The sequence below is a fragment of the Pseudogracilibacillus sp. SO30301A genome, from assembly GCF_037072025.1.
GTDB lineage: Bacteria > Bacillota > Bacilli > Bacillales > Amphibacillaceae > Pseudogracilibacillus.
Genome location: NZ_JAXHDD010000029.1, coordinates 1 through 13,934 on the forward strand (window position 1 = coordinate 1; position 13,934 = coordinate 13,934).

Below are 13,934 nucleotides of genomic sequence, written 5' to 3' on the forward strand. Positions count from 1 at the left end.
ATGACTCGACGTCTTGCAAATCGACTCGACATCTTAGAGAATGACTCGACGTCTTGGAAAATGACTCGACATCTTGGAAATCGACTCGACGTCTTGGAGAATGACTCGACATCTTGCAAATCGACTCGACATCTTGGAGAATGACTCGACATCTTAGAGAATGACTCGACATCTTGACAATCGACTCGACGTCTTGGAGAATGACCCGACATCTTGGAGGTCGAGTCATTCTTTCCAGTGATAATTAAATAGTTATGTCACAGTTTACTTCAACTACGTTTTACTTCTTCCGTGCGATTGTTCTCCTTTAGAGTGACCGTTAAGTTCTGGATCGAAGTTTTTTGCTGTTTTTTTGTTAGAATAAATTTTCTAATATCATGGCTAGCTAAGTTGAAAACTATGTTAGTTCCAACGCATTTTTAAGAAGAATGCCCTTTTTCATGTAGTAAATAACGTAATTTACGTTGATTTATCTCCAACAGATCTGCCGCTTCTTTTTGATTTCCAATTGTATGTGTTAGAACTTTACGAATATAAGCTTTCCCGGTAAAATCCTCTAGTTCTTTAACTTTATCAAGTAACACATCTATAGCAACTATTTGTTCACTTTCCCAAATTTTAAGCATTTCTTTCTTCCAGTTTTGTATATACAGTTTGAAATCTGTTTCCTCTAAATGACGTTGCTCTTTTTTTATATGAGGTTTTTCGGTTTTCATCTGATCTGGTAAATAATCTGGCGTTATAATATGTTCATCTTTATCTAATAACGATAATACACGTTTCATTACATTTGATAATTCTCTTATATTTCCTGGCCAATCGTATGCCAGTAATAATTCTATCGTGTCATCTCTTAGCAAGATTCGATTATCGATCCTATTTAGATAATGGTTAGCTATCGGAATGATTTCTTCTTTCCGTTCTCTCAATGGAGGTATTTTTAATTGAACGACATCAAGTCGAAATAGTAAATCTTGGCGGAATGTTTTATTTTCTACTGCCTCTATTAAATCAATATTTGTCGCTGATATGATCCTAGTATTCGTTTTTCGTACTTCTTCCCCTCCGACCCTCATATATTCACCAGATTCTATTACTCGTAAAAGTTTAACTTGCGTTGCTAAGGAAGCGTCGGCAACTTCATCTAAAAATAATGTCCCTTTATTCGCTATTTCAAAAACGCCTTTTCGTTCTTTTGTAGCTCCTGTAAACGCACCCTTTTCATGCCCGAATAATTCACTTTCTAAAATAGTTTCTGAAAGGGCACCACAATTAATTCGAATAAATGGGTGATTATTACGATTACTTGCATGATGTATAAAATGAGCTAACAATTCTTTCCCAGTCCCAGTTTCTCCCTGAATGAGTACATTTATATTTTTAGGGGCAATTTTATATGCAAGTGTCAGTAACTGCTTCATCTTTACGTTTTTATCTAAAAAGATTCCACTCATTCTTGCTAATCTACCTATTTCATCCTCAATAAAGCTTGTCTTATTTTGAAGTAGATTATCGATAATCGTTTCCAAATGATCAATATCATCAAATGGTTTTTCTATATAATCACTTGCTCCTAGTTTAATTGCTTCGACAGCCACTTTAACTGTACTATATCCTGTCATAATAATCGTTTTACATCGAGGCATTGACCGTGAAATTTCTTTTAAAATTTGGAGTCCATTTGTATCTGGTAATTTAACATCGATCATCGCAAGATCATATATGTTTCTTTCACATAATCTTTTAAAATCACTACGACTATAACCAACATCAACCTCGAAATCTTTTTCCAACAAAAAATGAGTTAAGAAGTTCCCGACTTCGCGCTCATCGTCAATAATTAATGCCTTATTCATATGTACCTCCAATATCTATTGGTGATTGGTATGAACTTTCGGTATTTTTAAAATAAACGTACTTCCAGTTCCTACTTTACTATCAACAATTATTTCTCCTTGATGGGATTCAGCAATTCCTAAACTTACTGATAAACCTAATCCTGTACCTCTTATTTCTTTTTTCGTTGTAAAGAAAGGATGAAATATATTTTTTAATTCCTCATTACCAATTCCTATTCCATTATCTTTAACCGATAAATAAATCCATTGATCACATTGATTCGTTTCAATACTTATTTCTTTTGAATTATCATTTTTTTCTATTAATGCATCTTTCGCATTTAATAAAAAATTAATAATAATTTGTTCAATTTGTTGAATACAACCATCAATATGCTGAATCTCTTTATCGAGATTTACGTTTAACTTTATATGTTGTTGTGTTATTTGATAGCCTATTAAACTAAGTACTCGATCTACCGCATCATTTACAGAAAATAATTCAAATAAATATTCATCTTGCCTTGAAAAGGTGAGTAAATTACGGATAATATTTTGACACCTTTTACCACATTCAAAAATATCATTCAGTAATTCATAAGTTGAATTCATTTTAGATTCTTTTCTTAACAACAACTGGGCATTTCCCAAAATTGCCGTCAATGGATTATTTAACTCATGAGCAACTCCAGCTGCCATTTCTCCAAGTGCTGCCAATTTACCCGATTGCATGATCTGAACTTCATAATGGCGTTTTTTCGTTACATCTTTCATGTAGACAATTATATGAAAAACGTCACCATTTTCTTTTACCACTGGATACGCATATACTTCATAATAATATTGATCTTTCCATTTTAATTCTTCGTATGTTGGCTGTTTCGTTTCGATACATCGATTAATAAAAGTATTTTTCATTCCCGCTTCACCATACAATAATTGCTCTATAGGTAAATGACTATTACTTTTTAAATCGTTTAATTGGAACATTTTTTCTCCTGCATGATTGAATCGTATTATATGACCATTGGCATCTAATAATAGTATCGTATCCACCACCGCTGAAAAAGTTTGTTCCCATTCGTTTTTCCCATTTAACACTTCCTTATATAAACGAACATTTTCCATCGAAACCGCTAATTGATCGGATAATTGTTGTAAAAAATTAATATCTGTTTGATCATAATTAGAAATTTCCTCACTACCTAAACTAAATAAACCAATAATCTTCCCTTTCGCAAACAAAGGAAAAATAAGAATTTGTTTTAATTCTAAATAAGCAAATGAAGTATGCTCAATATAATTGTCTTCTTTATTTACAACATAATTTCGAAAGGTATTTGATTCAATTACTTCCCAGTAAAGAGAACCCTCTATCGGGATATGTTTTCCAATATGCATGTGAGTAGATACTTTAGGATAAACATTCATTATGAGTAATTTTTCACTTTCTCGATTAAATTGAAATAAACCAAGATGTTTAAAGATAAATATTTTTTGAAGTTTTTCTAAGATGTTTTTTAACATCTCATCCATCGACATTTCCACATTAAAACTTTTCATTACTTCATTAATAATCTCTAATTGGGTATTTTTCTTTTGTAGTTCTAAAACGGAATTTTTTAAAGCTGTATAATAGTTTCGCTTTGATGATTTGACACCGACTAGTCTGTCGATCATTTGTTGTCTTTCTATCATCTAGTTGGCCTCCTATAATGCACTTTTGAATAATTTTTCTATATCTATAAGCGAAATATCACGAGGATTTGTAATCATGCAAGCATCCTCTAATGCATGCTGACTTATTTTAGAAGCATCGTCTTCCGTTAGCCCAAATTGCGATAACCGCTGTGGTGCATTTATATCTTTTGATAATTGTCTTACGTGATTTACTGCTATGTCCCCTGCATTCATTACATTCAAATTCAGTTTAGATTCGCCAAACAATTCAGCTATCTTAGCGAATTTACGAGGAGACGCAATAAAATTAAACTCCATCACATGTGGCAGAAGAATTGAATTGACATCACCATGAGGTAGGAGAAAACGCCCTCCTATCGCATGACTCATAGCGTGAACAGCACCTAAAATTGCATTAGAAAACGCTAAACCGGCTTGTAAACTAGCCATAGCCATATTTTCTTTTGCCTCGCGATTCATCTTAGAAGCAACTGACGGTCGCAAGTTTTCTGCAACAAGTTTAATAGCGTTGCTAGCTTGTACATCAGTTAATGGTGTAGATGCAATACTGACATATGCTTCAATTCCATGAGTTAAAACATCCAATCCTGTAGTTGCTGTTAGTAAAGCACTTTTAGTAACTAACGTATCCGGATCGATAATCGCTATATCTGGTACAAGCGATTTTGAAATAATCGTTAATTTATTTTTACTTTTTGAATCTATAATAATTGAAAATTGAGAAGCTTCTGATCCAGAACCAGCAGTTGTCGCTACCATTACTTGTGGGGGGAGCGGTTCTTTTATTTTGTCAACGCCTTCATAATCAATGATATTCCCGCCATTGGTTGCTATAATTGCTATCGCTTTTGCTACATCAATTGCGCTACCACCACCAACGCCAACAATTGCATCACATTGAGCCTCGCGATATTGAGAAGCGCCATTTTCTACTTCATAATCTTTTGGATTCGTCGTTATTTCTGAAAATATTGTGTAACTAAGACCTACCTCTTTAAAAGAATCAATGACTGGTTCGATCCATCCTGCTGAAATGACTCCTGGGTCTGTTACCACGAATATATTTTGTGCCCCTAAACGAATGCAGCTTTGACCAACTTGGCTTATGGAACCGCTACCAAAAATAATTTCAGGCATAAAAAATTTATGTATTTTCATATTGACGCTAATCCTCCCGGAAGGCAATTTAATACCTATTATATCACAATTGTTTTAAGTGTTTGTTACTTTTAATTATGTTATTTTGAATATCAGAACTAACGCAATTGTTCATTATATAAGGGAGTGAGAGTATATAAATAAAAGAGTCGATACTCTTTCACCGACTCTTTACAAGTAGATCCACTGCTTCTTGGACAATTTCCTCTTCCGATTTATTATTTTCCTCCATTTTTTGGATACATTCAATTAAATTAGTACTAACAATCACACCAATTGTTCGATCGATTGCTGAGCGTGATGCAGATAGCTGAGTGATGACATCTTTACAATCTTTATTCTCTTCCATCATCCGCAAAACACCTTTTATTTGTCCCTCAATTCGTTTAAGTCGATTTTTCACATTTTGATCATATTCCATTTGAAAGACCCCCTCCTATATATATCTTACATTATACCCAGTACTGTATTAAGTCAATAATAATTGAAATAAACTAACTACTCGACTCTGTTTACTCTACGTAGTATGTTTTTTCCAACAAATATTTAGATAATATACGAGGAGTAGAACGACATTTGGCGACCACACCATCTTATTTTTAGATAAAATGGAATTTTTTCTTTCATATAGTATGATAAAGCTAAATGAAAGGAAGATTAAAATGAACGAAAAGGATGCTGTTCGAAAAGCTTTTTCTAAGAACAAAGATGCTTACATTATAAGTTCCACCCATTCTACAGGTTCAGATTTATCTTTATTAAAGGAATGGATTAATCCTCAAAAAACGATGCGTGTACTTGATATTGCTACTGGCGGTGGGCATGTCGCAAAACATCTATCTCCTTTTGTGAAATTTGTTCACGCTACAGACCTTACACAAAGCATGCTTGAAAATATCGAATTTATCTTAGCTGATGCAGAAAATCTGCCCTTTCTTAATAATCGATTTGATGTAGTCACCTGTAGAATTGCCGCCCATCATTTTCCTACACCTGAAAAATTTATAAAAGAAGTTTTTCGAGTTTTAAAACCAACGGGTAATTTCATGTTCATTGATAATATTGCTTCAGAAGATAAAGAACTTGATCATTTTATCAATACTCTGGAAAAAATGCGCGATTTCAGTCATGTCCGCTCTCTTAAAATCTCTGAGTGGAAACAATTACTGGAACAAGTAAACTTGGAAATAATAAAAGAAAATAGAAGAAAAAAAGTTTTACCTTTTGATGAGTGGAGTAAACGAACTTTAGATACAGAGGAACAAATACGTGAAGTCGCTGATTTTTTAGTACACAGTTCTAAAGACATACATACGTATCATCAGATAAAAATCAAGAACGGAATGATTGATAGCTTTGCGATAGATGAATGGATGGTATTATGCGAAAAATAATCACGTTGTTTCATTATAGTTATCCGAAAAACTCAACCTATATAAAATCGTTGGAGGGCACCTCAGAAAGGATGCATCTCCAACGACTTTTCTCACTTAAGCACTCATATTATTATCTTCCATGTCCTCTTTGCGCCGAAAATACTCCCTTAATTTAGAAGTGCTTATTTCAATTAAAGGTTGCCATATACTTACAATAAACTTACTTGATAGGATAAAGACGATTGCCACTGAAATGACAACAAAACCGATGAAATCGAGGAAATTATCCATATACAAAAATTCCGTTTGTCGGAAATATTGAATAATAAACCCGTGCAATAAATAAACATAAAGTGTTCTTTCACCAAGCATCGTAAAGGAATAACGTTTTTCCGGAATCCATGCAAGAACAGATGCAGCCATAAGAGCCGAAGTTATATAAACTGAGAGTCTTGCAAATCCTCCTAATGTCTCTGCGCCTAGAGTACTGTAAGATTTTGATGCAAGCAACCAACCTGAATTTATTTCAGGTAAGTAGTATATTAAAACCGCAAATGACGCCATAACAATGATAGAAATAACTCGCACACTGTTTCGCTTTAAAACGCGAATTTGTTCGGCAGAAACCCAATATCCAATCAAGAAAAACGGAAAAAACACGAATGTTCTTGATAAACTAAATGTATGACCAACTTGATCAAAATATCCGATTACAGTCCCTAAAAATACAGCCAAACTAATTCCAACGAAAGCAGGTAATTTCCGATAGATTATTAGTAAAAGATGCCAACAAAATAAGCTACACAAAAACCATAGAGACCAATGTGGATAAAAGATACTATCTGTCAGCCAATCGCTCTTTCCAATAAAAAAATAATATCCTGTGTATATTGCTTGGAAGATGAAATAAGGAATAATTAACTTCTTGGCCAGTTTCATAATATATTTTAGGTTACCAGATCCTTTTGCGAAAAAGCCTGCAAGAAAAATAAAGGCTGGCATATGAAACGTATAAATCCATGTATATAACGTACCGAGGTTTTTTGAATCACTTATGAATGGCTGAATGAGATGACCAAAAACAACGAGAAAGATTAATAATAACTTTGCATTATCAAAATAAGCATTTCTTTCCAACTATATCAACCCTTTTAAAAACAGAATAAACAAAAACAGCTCCCTTGTGCAGTTATCTCATAATTAGTGTAATAAATATATATCCTGCTTCTCAAGCTTTTAAACTTATATTACAACGATTTAACTATATCGTTATTCGGTTGTAAAAAATGTAACTATTTTGTTTCAAAAGAAAAAACTAGTTTCATCTCGACAGAAAACTAGTTTTTTCGCATTTTAATCATTTCCCGGGTAATAAAACATTTTATGAAGTGACTCTATTCGACTTTACTCAACCTATTTGCATTGGCTTTATCATCTTTTTGAGCATACCAATAATACTTACTGCGGCCAAATAACTAGTATTAGGATTAGTTGGTAATGGCTCATTTGTAATGGTAAAGGTCGCCTTGCCAAATTCACCCACAACTTCAAGCGAATGAATATTTTTACTAATGGTTGGATCAGCAATAAAGGTTACTTTCGTCTGGTCAAACCCGATCCCTGCTAAAGCTAGCGCAATCGAGACATTCATATTTCTCGGGTACTTTTTAATAGCATCCCTAGCTTTTCCGTCAAAAATTACTGTTGATTCATCAATCGGCTTATCAACTAACGTATTTGCAGGTTTTCTTGTAATGAGTGTTGCTTCATTAAGTATCCCCACTGCAGATGTGTTTTGAATAAGATCAAGACCCCCAATAGCTCCTGATGGTACATACAATTTCCGATTGAACGTATCAGCAATTGTTTTAATTTCATTTAGGAAATCTTCTTCAGCTAGTGCTCCAATACTAATTAAAACAGTCTCTTTTTGTTTCAAGACTGTTGGCAACAAGTTTCTAACCGCTTCAACATTCGCTGCCTCGACAACAACATCTATTCCTGATTCTAGAAATTTTTCTATTTCTGTAAATAATTTAAGGTCGTACTTACCTTCTAAATATTCATACTTTTCATCGTTTCGGACAAAAACACTCATTACCGTAATCTTTTCATTTCTTTTTCCATTCAATTCATCAAATAGATACGTTGCAATTGCTCCCGCACCAATAATACCTATTTTCACCTTAAATCCCTCCCCCTATTTTACGGAATAATAGAAGATACCATCCCGAATTTCTTTTTCTACTTTTTGCAAAAGTTCCAGTCGGTCCAAATGACCAACCACTTCCGACATAATAAGTGGAAATAATTTTTCGTACCGATCTTTATAGAGCAATTTTGCTAATTCTGCGGCAGTTCGGCTCTCATCCAATTTTGTAAGTAGTCTATCTGCTTTATTCTCAATTTTAGTCAGTTTTTGGTCAATTATTTGAAGGGGATTTTTGATCGTCTCACCATGACCAGAATAAATAATTTTTAAAGGTAGTTCAGCCACTTTTTTTAATGAACTCTCATACTGGACAAGTGATTTTATCCGTTTACCATCAAAACCGAGATCTACTAACGCATTACTCGAAGAATGTTCAATTACAAGATCACTAGCAAATAAAACTCCTGTCTCTTCATCACATAATGCAATATGATCTGGAGCATGCCCAAGTACTTCGATAACGTCAAATCCAAAAATCTTTTCTCCATCAGATAGTGGACAGATCTTCCCATTAATTTTTTGTGAATCATTCTTATCGATTGCTTTTTTTAATCGATTAATCTGTCTGTCTCCTTCCGATCCACATCCCATCTGAGCGTATAAATCTTCAAAGAATGATATACGAGCGTTTAAAAATGCCGATTCCCTTTTTAACCGAATCCATGCATCTGGATGAGCATAGACAGGAATTTCTTTCTTTACCCGAATACGATTGACTAACCCAATATGATCGAAATGATTATGAGTTAAGATAATCGCATCTAAGTCTTCTAACTCAATTCTAGCTTTTTGTAAAGTATTGATAAAATATTCCCAACACGTATCTGTATTTACTCCTGCATCAACGAGAAAAACAGCATGATTATGTTTTACTAAATAAAAATTAAATGACCTTAACGAAGATTTGGTCGGTACAATAATTGGATGTATTGTCGGTGATGTTACGGTTACTTTCATAGTAATTCTCCTACAGTCTTTGTATACTTATTATATCATGACAGTTGAACTACTCACCACTTAACGGCCTTTCGATTAGCTTGAAGCGGCTTGCTTCGGGGAGAATGCTCTTACATAATTGAAGGAAAAGTCTTTCTTACTATAAATAAATGAAAGTAAACCAATATTCGATTTTTTACGTAATGAGAAATCTTTTAAACGTTCTTACCAAGGAAGGGTAATAATCATGAAAAAATTCATATATATCACTCTATTTTGTACCTTACTAGTAAGCTGTTCCAATCAAGATGAGCATTGGAGAAAAAGCCCGCTTATTTCAATAGATGATGTTGTTTATCATGGTACAGAGCAAGTTTTTGGAATGACAAAAATGAATGGAGATCCGGATGAACCTAGTTTTCAAAAAGGACAAGGAAGACTGTATCAACTCACATTTTTTGATCAAACAGAGAATCTTGTTGGAAAAACATATACATTAACGGGCTTTCATGAGGAAACTGGGGAAACAGTAGAATTATACAAAGATGAAATTCAAGGAGAAAACGCAGCAAAATTAAGCTTAGATAAAAGTGGATTTTGGAAAATTGAGGTTTTAGTTGATGAAAAATTGTACACGAGTTTTGTAATCGAAGTGATTTGAACTACTTACTACTATTAAAATAATCGTATGCTATTACGGGATCAGATTATATATGTGAGTGGATTGAATATGACTCTGATTCCGTATCCAACTACATTTTTGGGAATAAAAATCATTGGATTTATCTACTATACCAAACGTGACATAAATGTCTATAAATTTACCCAAAAAAAATAGCCCGTGCTCCATCATGCACAGGCTAGAAGTTTTTCCTCCTACTTCCGTACTTCCAAATAATAATTCTCCCAATTCAATGAAGTGGGGGTCCCTTAATCACTTCACCGAATAGAATGTTAATACATTATACAGTTACTTTTCGGGTCTAATTAGATGCCATTCTAATTGCCGCTCCTAACGACAAAACAAATACACTATCCTCCTTCCTACTCGAATTAGTGTCCTAAATACTTACCGCCTCTTGATAAGCAAGGACAACTTTCATACTTACACCATTAGCATAATCGATTATAATATAACCGTCAAAATGGCAATTTTGCTTTTTAACATGTAGTTTACCTAGTAAAATTCAATTTTTCTCTAGGGCAAAATTGAATAATTCGAACCCGTAAAACATGGGTTTTTTAATTTTATACAAATTTCAATTATTTTTAAACATTCTTTTCCACATGACAGAAACAACGATAACAATAGCGATTAAATAGCTCTCGGATCCATAAGGTATTTGTAAAATAAGAAAATGCACTCCCGCAAAAATTGCCGAGATAAACATTAATCCAAATGTCAGGATCGTATTGCTAGATCCTTGCTTTAAACTTTCAAACGGTTTAGAAAATGGAAAACTCCCTCTATATGTTATGTGGATGACGAAAAGGGATTGTAGAATTGCAGCTAAAAATATAATGATTAAATCGAGAATGATTCTTGATGTAAAAATATAACTATAAATAATTGAAACAAACAAAAATATTGGTACATAGAATTTTACTAAAAAAGCTTTTAATGATGCACGATACATTAAGCCGGGATGACGAAATCCTGCTACCGGAAAAATCCATGCACCTTTATAATTGCTAGAGAATTGTAACGTATAAACAATTGTACCAATGACCATGTTCACAAAATATATCCATAAATACATATTTCCGTTGCTAATTTCTTCAATCGTTCGATAACTCAATTCATTGTAAATAAAAATAAATGGAAATACGAGAGCCATACCGAGTGAAGGATATACTTTTAACTTAAATTCACGCTCTTCTCCCATCATTTGAATTGCAAAACGAAAAAACATCCGTTCTTCCTTTTTAAAACAGACAATACGCTCTAATATCAAACTAATTTTCCCTTTTCCACTTTTCGGTTTCCCGGCGTTTTTCATTAGTTTTTGTAAGTTTCTTTCAAATGAAGGCATAAGTCTATAGTAAGAATAAATAGCAATCATCGGAACAACGATAGCAATGATCGTTAGTATGATGAGTGGTCTATCTGTATTACCTAATAAAAATAACTCATAAGGCGCGGCAAACCACATCGGTGGTATAAAAACATGCCACCAAGAAAAATCGTAAACCTTAAATAAGTATGTATAATCAAATGCACGAAGGACGATTTGGTATCCAACAAATATTCCTATAGATAAGACGATTTGAATGTAGTTAATCAAGTCTTTCAATTGTTCCCCACTAAAAAATCGTAGAACAAAAATATAAACAAGTGAAGTTAAAGCAATGACAAATAAAAGAATGAAACAAATGGATACGATAAATAAGATAAAAAAAGAAATACCATGGACAAATAACATAACAATTGCTGGTATAAGTGTAAATGCACCTGTCAATAAAACCATATAAATAAGGACATGAATGAATTTTGCTGCATTAATCGTTTTCGAATGTATCGGCTTTGTATGAAGAATAGTCGTATCCCTTAAATCTAACAAAACAACTGAAAAATCAGCGATCATAGAGGTCATGAGAAAAAACATCGTCATCCCATAAATGATGCTCATTTGAAACATAATTTCATTTCCGAAAACAAAAGGAATCATGATTAAGCTAAAAAGCATATACAATCCAAGTGATTTGAGAAATTGATTTCCTTTAGACTCCTTTGATTGGTTGAAAATGGTTGGGACACGTCTCCCATCCATCGTAAATTTCATATGAAGAATTTTCCGCATCATAACATAATCAATATGTAATTTTTCAAACGCACGACGGAAATGATCGAGAACTTTTAATGAACGAAAATCATCCATTTGACTCATTCCCCGTAACAATCTGAACGAACTTTTCCGCTGTCTCCTTATGCGCATCAAAACCTGTTAGTTGATTAAAAATGCCTTCCAATGATCCTTCTTTATTCTGTTCTTTTAATTCCTCAAAAGTCCCGTCCGCTGCAATTTTTCCATTCACTAATAAAACGATCCGATTGCTAATCCGTTCCACAATATCCATCATATGTGACGAATAAAAAATTGTTTTTCCCTGCTCTTTTAGCTGTTCCATTATATCTTTAATAACCATAACACTATTTGCATCCAGGCCGCTTAATGGTTCATCAAGAAAAATCAAATCCGGATTATGTAACATGCTAGAAACTAAAATTACTTTTTGCCGCATTCCTTTTGAAAAAGATGAAATACGCTGATGAAATACATCTTCCATTTCAAATTGTGTTAAAAGAGCTAGCGCTTTTTCTTCCGCCTCTTTACGACTCATCCCATAAAGTTCTCCAACAAAGGTTAAATATTCAGCAGCTGTTAAAGTATCATAAAGCTCAGCATTCTCTGGCACATATCCAATCCATCGTTTGTAAGATACGTCACCGTTTGCGATATTTTCTCCAAAAATTTCAACGTTTCCCTCGTAATCATCAAGGAGTCCCAGCATAATTTTTAATGTCGTACTCTTCCCTGCTCCATTTGGACCAATATAACCGATGATTTGTCCTCTGTATACGTCCAAATCAATTCCTTGTAAAACGTTATGTGTTCCAAAATTCATCCTCAAATCTCGTAAACTCAATATTTTTTCATTTTGCATTCTGTTATCGTTCACACCTTTTCTTTCATAATTACATCAAGTTTACCATAACAACTAAAGTAAATAATTGGGATTTTCGAGGGGAGCTTTTAATTATCCGAATAGCAAATCTATATTTTAGGTTTTGCCCCCCTGCATCTAAGAGGAGCCACTACGCGTCTTTTCAATTACTTTGCATGTTACGCTAGTGACTCTGCATCTTTCTCCAGCCACTAAGTATGATACGTAAGCGACTATGTATCTTTCTGCAGCCACTAAGCATGCTATATGAGACACTCAGCAACTACACACCGACTCAGCACCAACGTCTTTGACCCTTCCCAAGAGTTTTCCACTCATACGGGAATGATTAGAACGTAAGCGTGACTCTACTCAATAATTTACGATGATACGTTTTTTGTTCCGTTTCTATTTCTTGTTCATGAAAGTTTCTGGCATAACGGCCGCAACTACTTCACCCTTGGCACAGCAGTCATTCCCCGCAAAAACTTCGGTTGTTACTTTCCACTTTTTCGGGTGGATTTCTTCGACTTTACCAACTGCATGAAGCGCAATACCCTCAGGAGTTGGCTTAATAAAATCGACATGTAAAGAAGCGGTAACAAAACGTGGTGGTTCTATTCCGTCCCCTGGTTCATGTCCATTTTTTCGATGTAAAGCGAGTGCCGCCGAACCAGTACCGTGGCAATCAATAAGAGAAGCGATTAATCCGCCGTAAATAAATCCAGGAATTGCTGTATGCTCTTTACGAGGTTGATAGATTGTAAGTGTGTTGTCACCATCCCAACCTGTTCTTAGTTTTAGACCCGTCTCATTTAATCTCCCACACCCGTAACACCAAGCATAATCATCTGCATATTCGTCTTGAATAGCAACATTAATTTTTTTCAACTTCATCACTCCAAAATTAACTTATATACTATTTATTCATTATACTATACTAATTTAGTATATAAATAGTGTATAATTAAAATTACCTTTACTAGAATCAGATGTGTTTTATTTGACCCCTTTCTTAAGTCTTCTACCTAAAGGCAGGCAGCATAT

At 33.9% G+C, this 13,934-nt stretch carries 12 protein-coding genes; 2 read left to right on the forward strand and 10 right to left on the reverse strand.

What is annotated here, in order from left to right; translation table 11 throughout:
* Nucleotides 1-419 precede the first annotated feature (419 nt).
* The 4 genes from SPD89_RS13960 to SPD89_RS13975 form a co-directional block, all read right to left on the reverse strand.
* Entirely contained in the window at nucleotides 420-1,856 is a 1,437-nt protein-coding gene (locus SPD89_RS13960; RefSeq protein WP_336262561.1) for a sigma-54-dependent transcriptional regulator, read from the reverse strand.
* Nucleotides 1,857-1,871: 15 nt separating this feature from the next.
* Nucleotides 1,872-3,536, reverse strand: coding sequence for a sensor histidine kinase (locus SPD89_RS13965; RefSeq protein WP_336262562.1), 1,665 nt, complete (start codon nucleotides 3,534-3,536; stop codon nucleotides 1,872-1,874).
* A 12-nt stretch (nucleotides 3,537-3,548) separates the two neighbouring features.
* Nucleotides 3,549-4,697, reverse strand: coding sequence for an iron-containing alcohol dehydrogenase (locus SPD89_RS13970; protein ID WP_336262563.1), 1,149 nt, complete (start codon nucleotides 4,695-4,697; stop codon nucleotides 3,549-3,551).
* 160 nt (nucleotides 4,698-4,857) lie between these two features.
* Nucleotides 4,858-5,118: a metal-sensitive transcriptional regulator gene (locus SPD89_RS13975; RefSeq protein ID WP_336262564.1), complete on the reverse strand. Its 261-nt coding sequence runs from the start codon at nucleotides 5,116-5,118 to the stop codon at nucleotides 4,858-4,860.
* A gap of 241 nt (nucleotides 5,119-5,359) precedes the next feature.
* Between SPD89_RS13975 and SPD89_RS13980 the strand changes: the two genes are divergently transcribed.
* Nucleotides 5,360-6,091, forward strand: coding sequence for a class I SAM-dependent methyltransferase (locus SPD89_RS13980; RefSeq protein ID WP_336262565.1), 732 nt, complete (start codon nucleotides 5,360-5,362; stop codon nucleotides 6,089-6,091).
* 96 nt (nucleotides 6,092-6,187) lie between these two features.
* On the opposite strand, the gene SPD89_RS13985 is transcribed toward SPD89_RS13980, so the two are convergent.
* From SPD89_RS13985 to SPD89_RS13995, 3 genes are all read right to left on the reverse strand, one after another.
* Entirely contained in the window at nucleotides 6,188-7,210 is a 1,023-nt protein-coding gene (locus SPD89_RS13985; RefSeq protein ID WP_336262566.1) for an acyltransferase family protein, read from the reverse strand.
* Nucleotides 7,211-7,481: 271 nt separating this feature from the next.
* A complete protein-coding gene (nadX, locus tag SPD89_RS13990) occupies nucleotides 7,482-8,258 on the reverse strand; it encodes an aspartate dehydrogenase (RefSeq protein WP_336262567.1) in 777 nt (258 codons plus the stop codon).
* Between the two features lie 15 nt (nucleotides 8,259-8,273).
* Nucleotides 8,274-9,242, reverse strand: coding sequence for an MBL fold metallo-hydrolase (locus tag SPD89_RS13995; protein ID WP_336262568.1), 969 nt, complete (start codon nucleotides 9,240-9,242; stop codon nucleotides 8,274-8,276).
* A gap of 226 nt (nucleotides 9,243-9,468) precedes the next feature.
* Between SPD89_RS13995 and SPD89_RS14000 the strand changes: the two genes are divergently transcribed.
* Nucleotides 9,469-9,882, forward strand: coding sequence for a hypothetical protein (locus SPD89_RS14000; protein ID WP_336262569.1), 414 nt, complete (start codon nucleotides 9,469-9,471; stop codon nucleotides 9,880-9,882).
* Nucleotides 9,883-10,480: 598 nt separating this feature from the next.
* Here SPD89_RS14000 and SPD89_RS14005 read toward each other — a convergent pair.
* From SPD89_RS14005 to SPD89_RS14015, 3 genes are all read right to left on the reverse strand, one after another.
* The gene (locus SPD89_RS14005; protein ID WP_336262570.1) at nucleotides 10,481-12,100 is read right to left on the reverse strand and encodes a hypothetical protein; all 1,620 of its coding nucleotides are present in this window, start codon (nucleotides 12,098-12,100) and stop codon (nucleotides 10,481-10,483) included.
* Nucleotides 12,093-12,887 (reverse strand): ABC transporter ATP-binding protein, encoded by a 795-nt coding sequence (locus SPD89_RS14010; protein WP_336262571.1) that lies wholly within the window; start codon nucleotides 12,885-12,887, stop codon nucleotides 12,093-12,095. Before SPD89_RS14010 ends, SPD89_RS14005 begins: the two co-directional genes overlap by 8 nt.
* Before the next feature lie 408 nt (nucleotides 12,888-13,295).
* Nucleotides 13,296-13,784, reverse strand: coding sequence for a PaaI family thioesterase (locus SPD89_RS14015; RefSeq protein WP_336262572.1), 489 nt, complete (start codon nucleotides 13,782-13,784; stop codon nucleotides 13,296-13,298).
* Between the last annotated feature and the right edge of the window lie 150 nt (nucleotides 13,785-13,934).